Raw genomic sequence first — 19,948 nt, forward strand, 5'->3', positions numbered from 1 at the left:
GGCTTTTACAGCTGTCTTCATGCGAAGTGAAGAAACGCGATTATACCTTGCTTTAGTCCAAATGGCCTAGTAATTCGAGCGGGTGATTGATATTCAAATCCGCGCCCCAGCTTTCGGGCTGGTCGGTCTCGCTGATGTAGCCGTAATTGGCCAGCACTGTTTTCATGCCGACACGGCGGCCTGCTTCAATATCGCGCTCGGCGTCACCTACATACAGACAGTGCTGGGGGTCGATCCCTAGTTCAGCGGCGGCGTGCAGCATTGGTTTGGCATCGGGCTTGGGTATACCTACCGTATCACCGGAAACACAAGTCTGCGGGGCAATAGGGAGGGGGAGTAATTGCACCAGCGGGTCGGTAAAGCGCATAGGCTTATTGGTAATAATGCCCCAGCGCATACCGCGCGCGTCGATTTCGCTGATTAGTTCGCTAATCCCGTCAAACAGCGTCGTGCCTTCGCAGATTTTTTCGGCGTACAGATCAAGAAAACGTTCGCGTAATTCGCCAAATCGCGTATGGGTTGGGCCAATGCCGAAACCTAATTCAAGTAGGCCGCGTGCGCCATGGCTGGTGACGGGGCGAATATCGTCGAGCGAGCGGGGCGCAATGCCTTCCTCGATGAGCAGGCGATTGAGCGCCGCGCCCATATCGGGCGCGGTATCGGCGAGGGTGCCGTCGAGGTCAAATAACACGGCTTTGATCATTTATTGGCCTTTGCGCGTGGCAACGAGGTAGTTCACGTCGGTGTCGTCGGTCAGTTTGTACACTTGCGTCAATGGGTTGTACGTCATGCCGGTGACGGTAACGGTATCCAGGCCCACGGTACGCGTCATGCGCGCCAGCTCAGACGGCTTGATGAATTTATCGTAATCGTGCGTGCCGCGTGGCAGCATATTGAGTACATATTCAGCGCCGACGACGGCGAGCAAATATGATTTGGGATTGCGATTTAAGGTCGAAAAAAACACCCAGCCACCTGGTTTCACGAGGCGCGCACACGCTTCAACCACGCTGGCGGGCGATGGTACGTGTTCGAGCATTTCCATGCAGGTCACGACGTCGTAGCTTTCGGGCTCAGCCGCGGCGAGTTCTTCCACCGGAATCTTGCGGTAATCGACGTTAAGGCCAGATTCAAATAAATGCAGTTTGGCGACTTTGAGTGATTTTTCCGCCAAATCAATGCCGGTCACTTGCGCGCCGCGCTCGGCCAAGCCTTCCGATAAAATGCCACCGCCGCAGCCGACGTCCAGAATTTTTAAATCTTTAATGCCCGAATGTTGGTCGATAAAGCCGACGCGCAGTGGGTTGATTTCGTGCAGCGGTTTGAATTCGCTGGTTTTGTCCCACCATTTATGGGCGAGCGCAGAAAACTTGGCAATTTCGCCATCATCTACGTTGATAGTATGGGTATCGGTCACGGTGCTAATCCCTATATGGTTTACGGGGCAATACATAGCAAAGAAAAACTCCTCGCACTGCGTCGCCTTGTCGTACTCGGTGTACTGTCTGCAGCTACGCGCCTTGTGCGCTGGCTTTTTGTCTTTACTGACTAGCTTGAATTTTGTGTTGCCAATGACGAGCAGTGCTCAGTACTTCGGCGTAATCCAAGCTTTGGTGTTCGTAATGGCGGTAAACGGCGCGGCCGGCGATCCAGACGTCGCTGACTTGGCTGCGATCGGCTGCGTACACTAAATGCGAGACTGGATCGTAACACGGCTGCGTGGCTAGGTTGGCTAAGTTTACCGCGATCAAATCAGCCTGTTTGCCCACTTCAATACTGCCAATTTTATCCTGCAATCCCAATGCTGTCGCGCCATTGATGGTGGCCATCTCAATCGCTTGCCACGCCGGTACGGCTTCGGGGTTGCCGCTTTGACCTTTGGCCAAGAGTGCGGCAAGGCGCATTTCGGCAAATAGATCGAGTTTATTATTGCTCGCCGCACCATCGGTACCGATGCCGACATTGACGCCCGCGGCGATTTGATCAGTGATACGAGCAAGGCCCGAGGCTAGTTTTAAATTACTCGCCGGGTTGTGTGCGATGTGCACGCCTTTTTTGGCGAGCAGGGCAATTTCGGCATCGCTCGTGTGCACCATGTGCGCGGCAACCAGTGGACTATCGAGTAGGCCAAGCGCCGCCAAGCGCTCGAGCGGGCGCACGCCATATTGCTTGATACTGTCGTTGATCTCGTCCAGCGTCTCGTGAATATGGCAATGAATGCTCAGCTCCAACTCATCCGCCAAAGTAATGATGCGGCGGAAGGTGTCGTCGCTTACGGTGTACGGTGCGTGCGGGGCGAGGGTAAATTGCACCAATTTTTCGCCCAAAAATTCATCACGGCAGGCGAGCGCTTTGCGGATGTAATCATCGGCGTTGCTCGCGTACGGTGTTGGGAATTCTAAAATCGCGCAGCCAACGGTAATGCGAAAATCTGTATCTAGGGCTGCTCTGGCCACTGCGCCATGGTGAAAATAAGCGTCGTTGCAGCAGGTGGTGCCACCGGCAATCATCTCGGCAATCGCCAGCTTAGTGCCGTCAAACACAAATTGATCGCTAACATGTTTGGCTTCGGCCGGCCAAATGTGCTCGTTCAGCCAGCGCATTAGCGGTAAATCGTCGGCAAAGCCGCGCAACAAGGTCATCGCCGAATGCGTGTGCAGATTAATCAAGCCCGGCATCAGTGCATGATCGGGTAGTTTGATGATTTCTGCGTCAGGATATTGGGCGAGTGCTTGCGCTTGTGGTTCGATAGCGATGATCTGCTCGCCATTGATCACAACCGCGTAATCGGTATAAACAGCTTGACGTGGCACAACCGGAATAATCCAGCGTGGCAAAAGAATTTGAACAGTCATTGGCGGGGTAGGTGAGGCATCAGATGTGGCTTATTTTACGCCAGAAATGCAAAAAGCCGACCTTGCGGTCGGCTTTTCTTGTATTCGGTAAAACCGAATTACTGAGCAGCAACTGCAGAAGCAGCAGAAGCAACTTCAGAAGCAGCTTCAACAGCAGCAGAAGCAACTTCAGAAGCAGCAGTTTCAACTGCAGAAGCAGCTTCAACTACAGCAGAAGCAGCTTCAGTAGCTGGTTTTTCGCCACAAGCAGACAAAGCAGCAGCCAACAAAGCAGCAACGATCAGAGATTGTTTCATTTTAATTTCCTTTAAAGGTAAGTTTGATTTACTAACTATTAGGTAACTGGCTTACAGCCAATTGCCTTAAATTCACTTCGGTGTGTGTTTGTTCACAACCAACGGACTGAATTCTAATCAGCTCATCGGTAAATTGCTAGTGCTGGAGCCGGTTTTACGCCGGGTAATCTGCTACTTCATGTAACGCAGTGTACATCCTTATAAATCAAGACGTTGCAATGCACTTGTTGAAGTGGATTGTTCCCAGAGTGTCGCAAATTGTTGTTTCAGCAAGGCCGTGGTTTTGGCGTCGCTGCCTAATTCACCGCGATACCAGTCGTAATGATGGCGAATTAAGTAATTCAGCTGATCTGCAATGAGCCAACCTTTTTGCCAATGCTTTAAATGTTCAGGAATCACGCGCAATTCAATTAAATGACCAAAACGATCCAGTAATTGAATAAAGCGTGGGCATTGTTGCGCGAGAAAGTCTGCTTTGGCGACGAGTAGTTGCATGCGCCCTGGTGAGCTTTGTGAAAAGAAGGCCCACAATGCTTTTTGATTGCTTAAGCAGCCCAAATCACTCTCAGCAAAATCGTTTTCGCAAAGAATAAGGGTATGCCTCGCTTGGCTAATAACAGTCGAGAATGCCTTTTGATACCCTGCTCGAGTATCAAAAGGCTGCGCGCTGTCATTCTGCGCAGGGGTGTAGGTAGCCATATTCGTGATAGCTATAAAGTAAATCGACTAATTCATCAGAATACTCGCCTGCCGGCAGTGCGCGGGTGTTGGCCAGTGTGTGTAAATGCGCTAAATCTTCGTCGCTGGCCTCGTCAAACTCAACTTCCTCGCCATTAATATAGAGCTGTGTCTCGCTGTAGAGCATCTGACTCTTTAGATCGAGCTCAATGCCGCGTGTGCTGATGGCTTCGGCGAAATCGTCAAAATCCAGTGGCTCGCTAGTTCGATCAAAGAAAACGTGCGGCTTGGGCTCAGAAAAATAGCGGCCGATAAATTGGCGCACCGTATCGTCGTTCCACTGCACTTGTTTGAGCATATCGCTAATTTGCGCCACAAACGCGTTGTCGATCTTGGCAGGGTTACTTGTTGCTTTGGCGTTAGGGTCGCTATACATGCCCTCTAAGCAAATTTCGTCCTGTAAAAACTCAAGAAATTTGGTCGCCATTTCTTGTGTTTTGGGGGCTCTAAAACCGACCGAATACGTCATGCCTGGGGTCAAAGCCACGCCGTAGTGCGCGTATTTAGGGGGCAAGTACAGCATATCGCCGTGTTCCAACACCCATTCCTGTTCGGGGTTGAAGTCTTTTAAAACCCGAATCGGCGCGTCTTCAATAAAGCCGCTGGCGTCATCGCTGGAAATTTGCCAGCGTTTTTGCCCGCCCACTTGCAGCAAAAATACGTCATACGAGTCATAATGCGGCCCCACTGTGCCGCCAGGCGGCGCGTACGAGATCATCACGTCGTCTAAACGCGTGTACGGCAGGAAACTAAATTGATATAAAAAGTCGGCGATATGAGGAACCAAGTGGTTCACATTCGACACCAAAATAGTCCAATCGGTTTCGGGAAGGCGATTAAGGCGGTTGACGCTGAACGGGCCGTGTTCGAGCTTCCAGCGGCCATTGTTAAATTCAATCAGGCGTGATTCCACATCGTCGCGCTGGGCGAATTCAGATAAACGCGCGAAATCGATCAGCTCTGGAAAATGAGTCCATGCCTGACGAATCAACAAAGGTTTTTTTTGCCAGTATTCGGCCAAAAATTGTTCGGGGCTTAAATTTCCCAATAGGGCAACATCAAATGGTGTTTTAGGCATGGCTTATTACTATAAAGAAAAAAACGAGTCGTTCGCCGCCTCGCAGTTGCGTGGCTAGGCGCGCAGGCCCAAATATAAAAGTGATTGCACAATACACAGCACCTGATCATCGCTGATGATACTTGTTGGTGTTCTGCAGTCCGATAATAAACGTATTATTGCACCGACTGGAGATCCAATGCTCAATGTAGGCGATTTAGCTCCTGATTTTTCTTTACCCGATGCTGCGATGGAGATGGTGCAGCTGAGCCAATTTCGCGGCAAAAAAAATGTCGTGTTGTACTTTTTTAACAAAGACCATACGCCAGGCGGCATTGTTGAAGCGGTCGAGTTTTCAGATTTGGTTGACGCATTCTCGCAATATCAAACCATTATTCTGGGCGTGAGTTTGGACGATTGCCTTGCCCACGATAGTTTTATTGATGAGCAAGGGCTGTCGTTTGATTTGTTGTCCGATACCGAGATCGAAGTCAGTCGCTTGTACCATACAGTGCACGAATGGGAAGCGCAGGGCGTGGTAAGATACGGTATAGAACGTTCTACATTTGTGATCGATCAATCTGGGGTGATTCGACATGCTTTATATCATGTCACCCCGAAGGGCCACGCGGCCGAAATTTTAAACCTTGTAAAACAGCTAGGATAAACACTATGCAAATCGCCAAAAATTCCGTTGTTACACTGACTTATGAAATGTACAACGCCGAAGGCAATCTGATCGACAAAACCGAAGAACCGATTGCGTACTTGCATGGCGGTTACGACAATATCCTGCCGCTGGTAGAAGAAGCGCTGCACGGCAAAGCCGTGGGTGATAGCGTTGAAGTGACAATGTCTCCTGACGACGCCTTTGGTGAGTTCGAGCCTGACTTGGTGCGTGACGAAGAAAAAGATAGCTTCCCACCTGAAGTATCAGTGGGCATGATGTTTGAAGCGGATGATCCTGAAACAGGCGAAGTGATCTTGTTCCGTGTGACTGAAGTTGAAGGTAATAAAGTGACTGTGGATGGTAACCACCCATTCGCTGGCATGACGATTCGCTTCGTGGCCAAAGTGACTGCAGTGCGTGAAGCTAATGCTGAAGAATTGGCGCACGGTCACGTACACGGTGAGCACGGTCATCACCACTAAGATAGTCCATGCCGCTTAGCGGTAGGCTAATCAAATAAAGGCGGAGAAATCCGCCTTTATTTTTTGTTGGGGCATGAATGTTTGCCAATAGTGGGGCAAGGCTACGGATGTTGCAATCTTGCAACTAGCTGTCATGTAAGTGTGTAATAACAACAGCTCGCAAACGTAGCAAATGCCCCATTTCGCTTTATCGGCTCTTCCATCTGTCTGCTAGCACAGGCACTGCTAGTTGCACTAGCCCCCCTCTTTCCCCTAGTATTTGTGTCACCACTGTGATCGGGACACAAGATGTAGTGTTTCTTCACAAACTATACACAGACTTATACACAAAGCTTTGAGGAACCGTGCATGTACGACACGCTCGATAGTACCCCAACTAGCCGCTCAGATAACGCAGAGACCCCAGCGTTGCCACATGACGCGGCACATTATGCCAATTACAAAATTATTCGCCGTAATGGTGCTGTGGTGGCTTTTGAACCCTCCAAAATTTCGGTTGCGGTGACTAAAGCCTTTATCGCCGTTCAAGGCAGTCACGCCGCTTCGAGCGCGGCCGTGCGTGAACAAGTAGCGCGTTTAACTGATTCGGTGGTTAGCGCGTTGATGCGTCGCAAGCCAGAAGGTGGCGCGATCCATATTGAAGACATTCAAGACCAAGTTGAATTGGCGCTGATGCGCTCGGGCGAACACGATGTGGCGCGCTCATACGTACTGTATCGCAGCGAGCGCCAGCGTGAGCGTGATGCTGCACGCCATGAGGCAGAGCCAGCACAAGAGCACGCTATCAATGTGCTGTTTGAAGACGGCAGCCGCCGCCCACTCGATTTAAACAAACTCAAAGCACTGATCGCTTCGGCGTGTACTGGCCTTGAGCAAAATACCGACCAAAACTTGATTTTGGCCGAAACATTGAAAAACGTGTACGACGGCGTGCCAGCCGAAGAGTTGCGCAAATCAACCGTCATGGCGGCGCGTACTTATCTAGAGACTGATCCTGCCTACAATTTGGTAACCGCCCGTCTGGTTCTCAATAGCTTACGCCGCGAAGTACTCGGCGAAGAAACTAGCCACGAAGAAATGGCGCAAACCTACGCCAGCTACTTTCCACGCTATGTGAAGAAAGGTATCGAAGCAGAGTTGCTTGACGAAAAACTGGGTCAGTTTGATCTGGAGCGTCTGGCGGCAGCGCTTGATCACAACCGTGACTACCAGTTTGGCTACCTCGGTTTGCAAACTTTGTACGATCGCTACTTCCTGCACATTAACGATCGTCGTATCGAATTGCCGCAAGTATTCTTTATGCGCGTGGCGATGGGCTTGGCGCTCAATGAAGTGCAGCGCGAAGAGCGTGCAATCGAGTTCTACAACGTGCTCTCTAGCTTTGACTTTATGAGCTCAACGCCAACACTGTTTAACTCAGGTACACGCCACAGCCAAATGTCGAGCTGCTACTTGACCACGGTGCCTGATGACTTGGACGGCATTTTTGAAGCGCTGAAAGAAAACGCCTTGCTGTCGAAATTCGCCGGTGGTTTGGGTAATGATTGGACTAATGTGCGCGCGATGGGTAGCCACATCAAGGGTACCAATGGTAAATCACAGGGCGTAGTGCCATTCCTGAAAGTCGTGAATGACACGGCCGTGGCGGTGAACCAAGGTGGTAAACGTAAAGGCGCGGTGTGTGCTTACCTAGAAACTTGGCACGCCGATATCGAAGAATTCCTCGAATTGCGTAAAAACACCGGTGACGACCGTCGCCGTACGCACGACATGAACTCAGCGAACTGGATTCCTGACTTGTTCATGAAGCGCGTGATGGAAGGTGGCGAGTGGACTTTGTTCAGCCCATCTGAAGTGCCTGATCTGCACGATAAAGTGGGCAAAGCGTTCGAAATCGCCTACACCAACTACGAAGCGAAAGCGGCGCGTGGCGAAATGCGCGTGGCCAAAACCATCCCAGCTTTGAGCCTATGGCGCAAAATGCTGACGATGTTGTTCGAAACGGGCCACCCATGGATCACATTCAAAGACCCATGCAATATTCGCAGCCCGCAGCAACACGTTGGCGTGGTTCACTCGTCTAACTTGTGTACCGAGATTACCCTGAATACCAACGACGAAGAAATCGCCGTATGTAATCTTGGCTCGATCAATCTGTACAACCACCTGAAAAATGGTCAGTTGGATGCAGAAAAACTATCGCGCACCGTAAAAGTAGCGATGCGCATGCTCGACAACGTCATCGACATTAACTTCTACCCAGTTCGCAAAGCGCGCACATCCAACTTGAAGCACCGTCCAGTTGGTTTGGGCATTATGGGCTTCCAAGATTGCTTGCACGCATTGCGTATTCCATACGCATCGGAAGCGGCGGTTGAGTTTGCCGATGTATCGATGGAAACCGTTGCGTATCACGCGTACTGGGCGTCGACCGAATTGGCGCAAGAGCGCGGCATTTACGCCAGCTACAAAGGCAGCTTGTGGGATCGTGGCATCTTGCCGCAAGACTCATTGCGTTTGCTCGAAGAAGAGCGCGGCGGTTACCTCGACGTGGATCGCAGCTCGCGTCTGGATTGGACGATGTTGCGCGATCGCATCGCCGCCTACGGCATGCGTAACTCAAACTGCTTGGCGATTGCGCCAACGGCGACGATTTCAAACATCATCGGCGTGGACGCGTGTATCGAGCCGACGTACCAAAACTTGTTCGTCAAATCGAACCTATCAGGCGAATTCACCGTGATCAACGAGCACTTGGTCCGCGATTTGAAAGCGCGCGGCCTGTGGGACGAAGTGATGGTGTCGGATTTGAAATACTTCGATGGCTCAGTACAGCGCATCGATCGTATTCCGCAAGACCTGAAAGACTTGTACGCCACTGCGTTTGAAATGGACCCGAAATGGTTGGTGGAAGCGGCAAGCCGTCGCCAGAAATGGATCGACCAAGCGCAATCGCTGAACATTTACATGGCGGGTGCGTCAGGTAAAAAACTGGACGAGTTGTACAAACACGCATGGTTGCGCGGCCTGAAAACCACCTACTACCTGCGCACGCTAGCAGCAACGGCGGCGGAAAAATCAACTGGCCGTGGTGGCGAGTTGAACGCGGTGCCAGTGGATGGCGGTTATGCTGCGGCGCAAGCGGCGATTGCGGCGGCGGCGGTGGTGGATAACACGCCAGCGACCGATGCGAAGTTCTGCTCGATTGATAATCCAGATTGCGAGGCGTGCCAGTAATCAGCCAAACCGCTTGCTTGCAAGCGGTTTTATAGATTGCAGTGCCTGCGGTTCCTGCGTTTAGGTACCGCTACCCGCTGCGGGGGATTTAAGCCCTAACCCAATCAGCGCGGTGCTGCCGTAGGGCGGGTTAGGCCGAAGGACGTAACCCGCCATCTTATAGGTTGGCTGGTATGCTTCTGCAGGCTTTGTTGTTATTTTTCTGTATTGATATACCTCGGTGCCGCTGTGCGGTGCCGATATTTAAGACGGTTCTGCGAGTCGTTTTAAATATCGGTGATCCCGATTGAATAGATAGCGCAAAAGCGCGCTGGCAAGGCGTGAGGCTGATGATAGTACGTGTCGTACAGCGAAGCCGAACAACGCAGCCAGCGTGTTTTTGCTTAAACCATTAAGGAATGATTGTGACCCAACACCCGCTCGACTTACTGATCACTCGCTTGCCGAAAGCCGAACTGCATATGCACATCGAGGGCTCGCTCGAGCCGGAGATGATGTTTGCGCTGGCTGCGCGTAATGGCGTGGCTTTGCCGTATGCGAGTGTGGAGGCGGTGCGCTCGGCGTATGAGTTCGATAGTCTGCAATCGTTTCTGGATTTGTACTACGCCGGTGCGTCGGTGCTGGTGACTGAGCAAGATTTTTACGATCTGACTTGGGCCTACCTAGAGCGCGCCAAAGCGGACAATATCGTTCACACCGAGATTTTTTACGATCCGCAAACGCATACCGCGCGCGGCATTGATTTTGCGGTTTCGCTGAACGGCATTCGCCGCGCTTTGCTCGACGGTGAAGCCAAGCTCGGTATTTCGTTTAAGTTGATCATGTGTTTCCTGCGTCACCTGTCTGAAGAAGACGGTTTCGCAACGCTGGAGCAAGCTTTGCCCTATCTGGATCAAATCGACGGTGTCGGTTTGGATTCGAGCGAAATGGGCCATCCGCCGAGCAAGTTTGCGCGCCTGTTTGCGCGTTGCGCTGAGTTGGGTCTACCAGCAGTGGCGCACGCAGGCGAAGAAGGTCCGGCGAGTTATATCTGGGAAGCCTTGGATTTACTTAAATCGCGCCGCATCGATCACGGCGTGCGCTGCACTGAAGATGCCGAGCTCGTTCAGCGCCTCGCCACCGAGCGTGTACCACTGACCGTATGCCCGCTGTCGAATTTAAAACTCTGTGTAGTCAAAGACTTAGCGCAGCACAATCTGCGCCAATTATTGGCCGCAGGTCTGTGTGCGATGGTCAATTCGGACGACCCAGCGTATTTTGGCGGTTATCTAAATACCAATTTCTTAGCCTGTCGCGCCGCGCTCGATCTGTCGCAAGACGAGATCGTGCAGCTAGTTCGCAATAGTTTTGAGGCGAGCTGGTTGAGCGCAAACCAGAAACAGCATTGGCAAAACCAAATTAGCCAAGTGCTGGCTGAATAACAGGAGGCATGATGTTGCTCGCAAACCGTGTGTTGAAACGCGCCGCTGTCTTGGTCGCCAGCTTGCTGGTGCTCACTGGCTGCGCCAGTGTGAAATTGCCGCTCGAAAATGGCCGTTTAACGCCAGCGGCAGGGCAGGGGATAGCGATTGTAGCGTTCACCGCGCAATCGTTTAGCCCCGATACCGCCGATGCGCAATTATTTATTCAAGGTGCCAATGGTCGTGCAGTAGGGTATACACGTCTGGTTACTGATTTTATTCGCGCTCCAGGTGATACCCAGAATAGTGTTGGCCGCTTGCTGGTGCTGCCTTTGCCTGCCGGCCAATACGCGGTCACGCGTGCGGCGGGGTCTTGGTTGCGCGATAGCGGTACTTTGATCGGCAACTATCAATACGTCGATGTGCCGCTGAACGCGCCATTCAAGGTCGCCGCTGGCGAAGTCGTGTATTTGGGCCAAGTCCATTTGAATATGAATTTGCGCGGTGAAGTGGCTTTCAGCCAAAACAGCACCCGCGATTTTTATGATCTGCAAGTGCGCAGCGGTGTCACCGACACCAGCAATATCCAAATTCGCCCCTTGGCGGCAACGCCAGCGGGCCAGTAAACAAAGTAACAGTATTAATTTAAGGAATCAGCAATATGCTCAGTTTTGACGAAGACGTAATCAGCCGCCCAGCACCTGCCAGCCCACACGCCGCGCCAAACCACAGCGCCGCAGCGGGCAGCGCGGTACCTGCGCGCATTACCGCCGACGACAAACGCGTCATCAACGGCACCACCGACGTTAATCAGTTGGTGCCGTTCAAACACAAATGGGCGTGGGAAAAATACCTCGCGCAGTGCGCAAACCACTGGATGCCGCAAGAAGTGAACATGCAGCGCGACATCGAGCAATGGAAAACCGGCCAATTGTCGGAAGACGAAATGCGCATCGTAAAGCGCAACCTTGGCTTCTTTGTCACTGCGGATTCGCTCGCGGCCAACAACATCGTGCTCGGCACATACCGCCAAATCACCTCGCCAGAATGCCGCCAGTTCCTGCTGCGCCAAGCCTTCGACGAAGCGATCCACACCCACGCATACCAATACATCGTTGAATCATTGGGTCTGGACGAAGGCGAAGTCTTTAACGCCTACAACGAAATCAAATCAATCCGCGATAAAGATCAGTTCCTGATGCCATTTATCGACGTCTTGACCGACCCAGCGTTCAAAACCGGCACGCTGGCGAACGACCAAGCCTTGCTGCGCTCGATCATCGTCTTCGCGTGCATTATGGAAGGCCTGTTCTTCTACGTTGGCTTCGTGCAAATCTTGGCACTCGGCCGTCAAAACAAAATGACCGGCGCCGCCGAGCAATACCAATACATCCTGCGCGACGAATCAATGCACTGCAATTTTGGTATCGACTTGATCAACACGATCAAAATGGAAAACCCAGAGTTGTGGACCGAAAGCTTCAAAGTCGAAATCACCGACTTGTTCCGCAAAGCCGTCGAGCTCGAATACGCCTACGCCGAAGACACGATGCCACGCGGCGTATTGGGTCTGAACGCAGCGCAATTTAAAGAATACCTGCGCTTTATCGCCAATCGTCGTATGCAGCAGATTGGCCTGAACGAATTGTTCCCAGGCGTAAGCAATCCATTCCCATGGATGAGTGAGATGATTGACTTGAAGAAAGAGAAGAATTTCTTTGAGACTCGGGTGACTGAGTATCAGACGGGTGGGGCGTTGAGCTGGGATTGATTTTTTATTTATTGGGATGAATTATTAATGAGCCTTGATGCTATTTTAGATTTAATTACCGAAGACCGGTTGCGTGAATCAACAGGTGGAAAGAGAGGTTTAGTTGTTGCTTCTGAAAGTGACAAGGCTAGGGTTGTTAATTCATCAGCCTTTCGACGGATGCAACAAAAAACACAGGTTTTTCCTCTGGAATTTAATGCTGCGGTACGAAGTCGATTAACCCACTCAATCGAGGTGTCCCAAATTGGGCGTTACTTAAGCCAAATGGTCCTTAAAGATTCTATTGGCTTGGGGTATGAGAAATTAACTGCATTTACCAATGTGGTTGAAACTGCTTGCCTTTTGCATGATATTGGGAACCCACCATTTGGCCATTTTGGTGAGGCGGCAATTAAAGACTGGCTTAAGAAAAAGTATTTTATAAAAAACGCAGACGGCAGCGGGGGCTGGGAGCTTAATCTAGGAGGCCTTAATGATTTTGATGGAAATCCACAAGGATTTAGGATTGTTACAAGACTGCAAGGTAATGATGGGTTTGGCTTAAATCTTACTTGCACCCAATTACTATCTACAATTAAATATCCATGCAGTTTTGGTAATAAGGGTGACTTTAAGAAAATTGGTGTTTTTGATTCTGAGGTACAGATATATAAAGAATTATGTCTAAGATTGAAATGGGGTGAGGGTGCTCAGTTTCCTTTTATGTATTTAATGGAGGCCGCTGATGATATTGCGTATTGCCTTAGTGACTTGGAAGATGGCTTAGAGAAGAAAATAATATCTCAGGTTGATTTGGAAGAGTTGCTCGATATTGTTAAAGTTGATAGATTTTCAAAAATTGGCTGGTTTGTTGAGTTTAAGACTAAAGTTGTTAATCAGGCTGTCGCTTATGTCGCAAGTAATTACGTATCCTTAGCTGATAAAATCATGAATGGTGACAAGGTTACTTTGATACCAAAAGAATCTGAAGTCGGCATGATTTTGGAAAAGGTTAAGAAAATAACTATTGGCAAAGTTTATCGGTTTCACGAAGTGGAAGAGATAGAGTTGGCTGGTTATAGTGTAATTACAGGGATTTTAGATTCTTTCGAACGGTTGCTAGATTTGAGTCAAGATGATTTTTTATCTCTACTTAAAGATGATGGCGTGAAGAAGAAAGGATTGGATGTTGAGGCACGACTTTTTCGTCGTTTGCCAAAGTCATATATTGAAAAGTACGCTATCTTTTCCGAAGAAGCCAATGAAAGATTGCACCGAATTCATTTGATAATAGATTACGTTTGCGGAATGACGGATGATTTTTCGTTACGCTCATATCAGAATTTGAAAGGTATTCGGGTTGGCGATGCTTAAAAAAAATCATCCATTCTATCTGTTTGAAAAATTCTTCTCAGAAAGAAGGTTGGAGTTGAATTTTAGTAGGTATTTATACCAGCCTGATTCAATCCTTGATGAGAGAAGTTGCTTTATGCTTGATTCAAACTTTTTAAGTGCTGAGAAAATTTCTGAGCAGATAGATGTACTTGATTCTAATGAGGAGTTGGCATTTCATTCATTGTTTTATGATGTAAAAGCAAAAAGGAAATATCACATTCCTATGATTGATTTTTCTATTTCAAAATGGGATTCTGACTTGCAGTTTCGTCTTGCACATATTTTGCCAAGAAGCATATTTAATGAGTTGGCAATTTTCGAAAGTGGTCGTTCATTTCATGGCTATTCGTTAAATAAAATAACGCATGATGAGTGGATTGATTTTATGGGAAGATTATTGCTAATTAATCCTCCTGGTGTTTGTTATATTGATACTCGGTGGATTGGGCATCGTTTAATGGCTGGGTATTCAGCATTAAGATGGTCATGTACAACGAAGCAATATCTCAGCGAACCCAGATTTCTTGGTTTTGCACCAATGATGTAGCCATGTAGAATTGTAGCAGAGTAGGGCGTAATCGCCGAAGGCATTACGCCGCATACAAACTGTTTGGCGTATTGACGCTTCGCGTCGAATACGCCCTACCTGTTTAATACAAACCGCTGGATTGATTCTGGCGGTTTTGTTTTATGCGCCGTTGGCGCGATGTTTCAATGCGCGTTCCGCCGCGCTAACGGGAAGGGGTATTTGCTTCGCCAAATACCCCTTCACCCCAAAGGCGACCCCTCATCAAGTTTTGCTGCGCAAAATGCCCTCGCTGCGGACAATCGATTCGGCGGCTGCGGAACTCGGCCTGCGGCCTCAAACAGTCCTCGCCGAAACCCCGAACCGCTTGTTCCTCGCTCGGCTTGATGACAGGGGAAACCGCGCAGACCGACAATGGTGGCATATACATGCCGTGGTGTTGCTCTGAAGTTAATTATTTTATTAGTCTTGCTTGATATACCCCTGCTATTCATTAGGACGGATTGCCCGTGGAGACGCGCCGTTTGAAAATGCTTCGGCGAGGTTTTAAGCCGCGTCGTGTTTGAGCGTTGCGACGTTAGCGCAACGCGAGTTGTAGCGGCGCCTCGCCGTGGCTTTTTCAAGCGGGGTTTCGCGGCGATCGGGCACGCGAGGGTTGCAAGGGACGGAGCAAGACCCGTCCCTTGCTCGTGTGGCCGGCGAAACGGCCGGTTCACCGCCTGCGCAGCAGGCCATGCAATCGCTGTGAATCCATGCAGATCAACGATTGCAGCATATACATGCCATGGTGTTGCTCTATAAATCAATTCTAATGTTGGTTTGGTTGATATACCTCTGCGCTAATTAGCGCAAATTGCCCGTGGAGCAATACCTCACCACCAACTTCCTTACACGCCACTCAAATTTTCTGGTATTGTCTCTGCCCCCAATGTTTTCAAGGCTTCAGCGCTGATTGTTGTTGGCGCGGGGCTGGCTAGGTATTCCCACATGATGGCCCGCACGCACATTGCATTTGCCTCACTGCTGATGGTGGCTTGCAGTGTTGGTATTTTGCAGCGCATGCCGCAATTGCACGAGGTGGCGATTGCTGGCGCGGCGGGGCTATTGCCTGATTTGGATCACCCAAAATCGACGTTTGGCCGCATTGTGCCGTATATTTCGCTGCCGCTGGCGGCGATTTTTGGCCATCGTGGTTTTACCCATTCACTGTTGATGGTGGTGGCGATGGTGTATGTGCTGCTGACTTATCACGAAAATCATAATTGGCCGGTGTTGCCGCTGGTGGTTGGTTATCTATCGCATATTATTGGCGATATGCTCACACCGTCCGGCGTGCCTTTGCTGTGGCCGGTGAAGCAAAAATTCTCGCTGAATTTATTTAAAGCCGATGGCCCAATGGAGCGGACGATTTACCGTGGCTGTTGGGTTGGGGTGGGTTATTTTCTGTGGGTGGCGTTCGATCGCCCTGGTGAGGTGTGGCTAGATCCCTTGCAAGCGTCGCTGCACAATCATGCCACGCTATTGCTGCAGCATGGCAAGATTTTTCTGGTGCATTGGGTTGAGCGTTTGGCTGCGGCATAGCGCGCCTTGCTGTGGATTGCTTGGATTGAGATGCTTGGGTATATCGATCAAGCCATTTTTAGGATTGGCTTTGATTTAGATACTATGGGCAGTATAGGGGCAATAAAAAGCTCGGCTTCTCGAGCGAATTTCGCTGTCAAAGCCGAGCTGAGCCTTCTACTCGTCTCAGTGGAAGAACTTACATTTTCGAAGATTGGGTTAGCGAGAACTCACCCGATAGGTTGCGATGCACCAGCGCTTTCCACGTGCTGCCGTCTTCCAACTCGTAAGTGATGTTGTAGTTTGTGCCTTTCACCACTTGTTTTTTCACTTCGACGATGCGTTTTAGCTTGGCAGATGAACCATCTTTGCTGACCGCAAAGTTGGCAGCATCGATTGCCAATTGATCGACTTCACCATTGCTCCAGCCACCCGCAATCGCAGTCGTGGTTTGTGGGGTGTTTACCGGAATCAGGTGCTCGATATCTTGTGATTGTTGACGATCCAGCGGGATACGAACGACTTCTTTGGCATCGAAATTCACCGTTTTAAAGTCTAGCTGGCGCACGCGGCGGTTATGCTGCGTGTGGTATTGCAATACTAGGTTTTTCGTGTCGTAGGCCGTTGTCCAGATCGTTGAGCTGCGCATGCCTTCTTGATGGACTTCACCGCTACCTTCGGCTGCAGCAGTACCGATCGTTAGATTGAAGTTGTCCAAGATACGGAATGCTTCGTACATGGTCTCTGAGCCATTCTCGGTTTGTCGCGCAGTGCTGGCGTATGCCGCCGCACGCAAGAAGCGTGATGGCGAGGTTAAATCACCTGGCAGGCCAAACAAGCGTGCACCGGCACCAAATTTAAGTGAGCGAATATCATCCACTTTACGGTGTGGTAGCGGTACATCGAGGTTGGTGTAGTTCAGTAAATTAGTAATGTGCCAATCGTAGTTCGGGCCATTGGTTACAACACCGAGTGGTGCATCGTGCAGCTTGGTGACGCCATTGGTAAATTCAATCACCACGGCTTTACCATTGCGATCAGTCACGATCAAGTGTACTGGTGGTACGCCACCAATGGCCTCTACGTGTACGCCGACCACATTGAGTTTGCTCATCGCAGTGCGAACTTCATCGATCGATTGGAAATTAGACAGCAGGTAGGGGGCAAGCGCTAATACGGGAATGCTGCTTGCTGCTTTGCTTGCGTCGTATTTTGGATATTGGGCAAAGCCTTCGTGATAGAACAGATTAACCGTCAGGCCTTTTTCATTCATCCCGTCGATCAGGTAGTCTTTTTCCACGACGTCTAAGCCGACCACACCGTATTTAGTTTTCCAACCCACGCCTTTTTTACCGTCTTCCAGCGTAGTTTGTAGCGCAAAATTGCGTGGAATAATCGTAACGCGCGATTTCAAATCAAACGTGCCCCATTCTTGGGTGCGCGCAAAAATGTAAGCGCCGTCTTGTGATTTCAGCGTAATGCCAGTGCACGCTTGTGCTTGTTGGATTGGGGTGATCGCTAGCATGGCAGTAGCGATGGCGGCGCTAATAAATTTATGAGCGGATTTCCAGGGTGTGTGAGATGTGTGTTTCATACCGTTCTCCTTAGTTTTTGCTCAATAAAAAAGTGCTGAGTCTTGCTGATGCAAGAGTGCTGCTTTCAATTTCTATGAATTTGGAATTTGCAAATAAGCATCAAGTAAGGATATGGTATTTAATTTTAAGGTGTTGCGTCAATGCAAAAATGCACAAAGCATAAAATGAATTGAGTTGCGAGCTAAATAGAGCTCTTAGTCTTGGCTCCCATGCTTGCAGCCTGGAAAGAGTTGTAAGCAAGTGAGGGAGGTAAAATAGCCAGCTGATGAGGCTGGCTGTGTGAGTGAGTTGTTTGCTGGCTTATGTCTATTTTAGGATGAGCAGCTTACCGATAATTCACTGGCCCAGCTGGGCGGTGCTGCGGCGTACGCTTCGAATTCGGTTTGCTCATCAAATGGGCGCATTAGGCAGTGATGCAGGCACTCGATTTCGCTAAAGTCACCGTGTTGCGCTTTCTCGATGGCAATTTGCGCCAGGTGATTGCGCAAAACATATTTCGGGTTGACCGCGAGCATCGCTTGGCTGCGCGCCTTATCGCTGAGGCCATCGTTCAGGCGGCGCTGGTAACGCTCCAACCAATCGTCGAAATGCTCACGCGCTAAAAATAGATCGCGCAATTCGCTAGTGTTTTGCGCGACTGACCAGTGGCTGAGCGTGCGCCAGAAGATTGTCCAATCGGTGTGAGTCGCTTGCATCAGCTCAAACAAATCGGTGACTAAAGTCCAGTCGTCTTCAAACCACTCGGCAAACCCCAGTTTTGCTCGCAATTGCTCGGCAAACGCCGCTTCAAATTGTGGCTGATATTCACCCAGTGCGGCGAGCAACGCATCTTTGTCGGTCAGTGGCAGCAGTGCTTGCGCGAGGCAATGCAGATTCCACAGGCCGATTTGCGGTTGCTGGTTGTAGGCGTAGCGGCCGGCCTCGTCTGAATGATTGCAAATATGCCCAGCGTCAAAACCATCTAAAAACCCATACGGTCCGTAATCAATCGTTAGGCCCAAAATCGACATATTGTCGCTATTCATCACCCCGTGGCAAAAGCCGACCGCTTGCCATTGCGCGATCAGTTGGGCAGTGCGGGTGATGACTTGTTCGAGCATCGCCAGATACGGATTTGGCGCAGCTGCGCATGCGGGGTAGTGGTGTGTGATCACCCAATCGGCGAGCTCCTTAATGCGCTCGGGCTCGCCCTGATAAAAGAAATATTCAAAATGCCCAAAGCGCACAAAAGTCGGCGCCAGCCGGGTAACGACGGCGGCGGTTTCGCGCGTTTCGCGCCACACGGTTTGCGGCGAGCCGCCAATCGCGAGCGCGCGCGTGGTGGGAATACCTAGGTGGTGTAATGCCTCGCAGGCTAAGTATTCACGGATGCTAGAGCGCAATACTGCCCGGCCATCACCACGGCGCGAGTAGGGCGTAGGGCCCGCACCTTTCAGTTGCATTTCCCAATGCTCACCGTGCGGGTCGGTAAATTCAGCGACCAGCAGCGCGCGGCCGTCGCCAAGCTGCGGCACATTCACGCCAAATTGATGGCCCGAATACACACTGGCCAGTGACACGCTGCCTTGCGGGATGCGGTTGCCCAGCAGATAATCGGGCAGCGTTGGGTCGAGCTGCTGCTGATCGGCGTGCCAGTTAATCCCCAACTGCTGTGCCAGCGCGTAATTGAGCGCCACCACATGCGCATTCGGCATCGGTGTTGGCGGCGTATGATCCCAAAAACGCTCGTTTAATTGGCTAAAGCGTGGGTTAAGCGGCAGGCAATCGAAGGGCATGGCTTTAAACTTGAGTAAAATAGTCGGATATATTAAGCCGATTGGCCGCCTTTGTCATGGCGCGCATTGCAAGGATGAAAATAATGAGTGAGAAAATGCCGGTCACCACGGCGATTCGTTTTTTACGTCAGCATAAAATCGCGTTTACCGAGCATTTGTACGCGTACGAAGAAAAGGGCGGCACCGCAGTATCAGCGCGCGAGCTCGGCGTGGACGAGCATTGCGTGATTAAAACGCTGATTATGGAAGACGAAAAAAAACAGCCTATGATCGTGTTAATGCATGGCGACAAGGAGGTCAGCACCAAAAATCTGGCGCGCCATATCGGTTGCAAAACCATCAGCCCGTGCGCGCCGGAAGTAGCGAATAAGCACAGCGGCTATATGGTCGGCGGCACATCGCCGTTTGGCACCAAAAAAACAATGCCCGTGTATATGCAGGACAGCATCGTTGTGCTGGAACGGATTTATATCAATGGTGGTAAGCGTGGGTTTTTGGTGTGTTTAAGCCCTGTTCAATTGCAGCAGGCATTAAACGTAATATTGGTCGATGTTGCAAATGAATGATTTCTTATCTTGAATTTGCTAGTAAAAGCCACGGCATTTTGCCGTG

The 19,948-nt window shown here is 50.3% G+C and carries 18 protein-coding genes; 10 read left to right on the forward strand and 8 right to left on the reverse strand.

Annotation, left to right across the window (positions count from 1 at the left end):
- Positions 1-52: 52 nt before the first annotated feature.
- From NT239_15510 to NT239_15535, 6 genes are all read right to left on the reverse strand, one after another.
- Entirely contained in the window at positions 53-703 is a 651-nt protein-coding gene (locus NT239_15510) for an HAD-IA family hydrolase (protein ID XGA71144.1), read from the reverse strand.
- On the reverse strand, positions 704-1,417 hold the full coding sequence (gene ubiG / locus NT239_15515; GenBank protein XGA71145.1) for a bifunctional 2-polyprenyl-6-hydroxyphenol methylase/3-demethylubiquinol 3-O-methyltransferase UbiG: 714 nt from the start codon (positions 1,415-1,417) through the stop codon (positions 704-706).
- 124 nt (positions 1,418-1,541) lie between these two features.
- Entirely contained in the window at positions 1,542-2,855 is a 1,314-nt protein-coding gene (locus tag NT239_15520) for a TRZ/ATZ family hydrolase (GenBank protein ID XGA71146.1), read from the reverse strand.
- A 98-nt stretch (positions 2,856-2,953) separates the two neighbouring features.
- On the reverse strand, positions 2,954-3,151 hold the full coding sequence (locus tag NT239_15525; GenBank protein ID XGA71147.1) for a hypothetical protein: 198 nt from the start codon (positions 3,149-3,151) through the stop codon (positions 2,954-2,956).
- Between the two features lie 198 nt (positions 3,152-3,349).
- Positions 3,350-3,850 carry a hypothetical protein gene (locus NT239_15530; GenBank protein XGA71148.1) on the reverse strand — a complete coding sequence of 167 codons (501 nt, stop codon included), beginning with the start codon at positions 3,848-3,850 and terminating at the stop codon, positions 3,350-3,352.
- The gene (locus tag NT239_15535; protein ID XGA71149.1) at positions 3,822-4,967 is read right to left on the reverse strand and encodes a cupin domain-containing protein; all 1,146 of its coding nucleotides are present in this window, start codon (positions 4,965-4,967) and stop codon (positions 3,822-3,824) included. The genes NT239_15530 and NT239_15535 overlap by 29 nt, the downstream gene beginning before the upstream one ends.
- A gap of 178 nt (positions 4,968-5,145) precedes the next feature.
- Between NT239_15535 and NT239_15540 the strand changes: the two genes are divergently transcribed.
- From NT239_15540 to NT239_15580, 9 genes are all read left to right on the forward strand, one after another.
- The gene (locus NT239_15540; protein XGA71150.1) at positions 5,146-5,613 is read left to right on the forward strand and encodes a peroxiredoxin; all 468 of its coding nucleotides are present in this window, start codon (positions 5,146-5,148) and stop codon (positions 5,611-5,613) included.
- A 5-nt stretch (positions 5,614-5,618) separates the two neighbouring features.
- Positions 5,619-6,098, forward strand: a complete 480-nt coding sequence (locus NT239_15545; protein XGA71151.1) for a peptidylprolyl isomerase — start codon at positions 5,619-5,621, stop codon at positions 6,096-6,098.
- 348 nt (positions 6,099-6,446) lie between these two features.
- Complete coding sequence (locus tag NT239_15550) at positions 6,447-9,335, forward strand: ribonucleoside-diphosphate reductase subunit alpha (protein XGA71152.1); 2,889 nt, start codon at positions 6,447-6,449, stop codon at positions 9,333-9,335.
- Positions 9,336-9,739: 404 nt separating this feature from the next.
- On the forward strand, positions 9,740-10,756 hold the full coding sequence (locus NT239_15555) for an adenosine deaminase (GenBank protein ID XGA71153.1): 1,017 nt from the start codon (positions 9,740-9,742) through the stop codon (positions 10,754-10,756).
- Between the two features lie 8 nt (positions 10,757-10,764).
- Complete coding sequence (locus tag NT239_15560) at positions 10,765-11,361, forward strand: hypothetical protein (protein ID XGA71154.1); 597 nt, start codon at positions 10,765-10,767, stop codon at positions 11,359-11,361.
- A 35-nt stretch (positions 11,362-11,396) separates the two neighbouring features.
- Positions 11,397-12,506, forward strand: coding sequence for a ribonucleotide-diphosphate reductase subunit beta (locus NT239_15565; GenBank protein ID XGA71155.1), 1,110 nt, complete (start codon positions 11,397-11,399; stop codon positions 12,504-12,506).
- A gap of 27 nt (positions 12,507-12,533) precedes the next feature.
- Positions 12,534-13,859 carry a dNTP triphosphohydrolase gene (gene dgt / locus NT239_15570; GenBank protein XGA71156.1) on the forward strand — a complete coding sequence of 442 codons (1,326 nt, stop codon included), beginning with the start codon at positions 12,534-12,536 and terminating at the stop codon, positions 13,857-13,859.
- Positions 13,852-14,427: a hypothetical protein gene (locus tag NT239_15575; GenBank protein XGA71157.1), complete on the forward strand. Its 576-nt coding sequence runs from the start codon at positions 13,852-13,854 to the stop codon at positions 14,425-14,427. The genes dgt and NT239_15575 overlap by 8 nt, the downstream gene beginning before the upstream one ends.
- 966 nt (positions 14,428-15,393) lie before the next feature.
- The gene (locus tag NT239_15580; GenBank protein ID XGA71158.1) at positions 15,394-15,987 is read left to right on the forward strand and encodes a metal-dependent hydrolase; all 594 of its coding nucleotides are present in this window, start codon (positions 15,394-15,396) and stop codon (positions 15,985-15,987) included.
- Positions 15,988-16,165: 178 nt separating this feature from the next.
- On the opposite strand, the gene NT239_15585 is transcribed toward NT239_15580, so the two are convergent.
- Both NT239_15585 and NT239_15590 read right to left on the reverse strand, forming a co-directional pair.
- Positions 16,166-17,560 (reverse strand): linear amide C-N hydrolase, encoded by a 1,395-nt coding sequence (locus tag NT239_15585; GenBank protein ID XGA71159.1) that lies wholly within the window; start codon positions 17,558-17,560, stop codon positions 16,166-16,168.
- Positions 17,561-17,872: 312 nt separating this feature from the next.
- On the reverse strand, positions 17,873-19,336 hold the full coding sequence (locus NT239_15590; GenBank protein XGA71160.1) for a YdiU family protein: 1,464 nt from the start codon (positions 19,334-19,336) through the stop codon (positions 17,873-17,875).
- 83 nt (positions 19,337-19,419) lie between these two features.
- Here NT239_15590 and ybaK point away from each other — a divergent pair, with 83 nt between their 5' ends.
- Positions 19,420-19,902 carry a Cys-tRNA(Pro) deacylase gene (gene ybaK, locus NT239_15595; protein ID XGA71161.1) on the forward strand — a complete coding sequence of 161 codons (483 nt, stop codon included), beginning with the start codon at positions 19,420-19,422 and terminating at the stop codon, positions 19,900-19,902.
- Positions 19,903-19,948: the final 46 nt, after the last annotated feature.

The sequence above is a fragment of the Chitinibacter sp. SCUT-21 genome, assembly GCA_041874755.1.
Classification (GTDB): Bacteria; Pseudomonadota; Gammaproteobacteria; order Burkholderiales; family Chitinibacteraceae; genus Chitinibacter.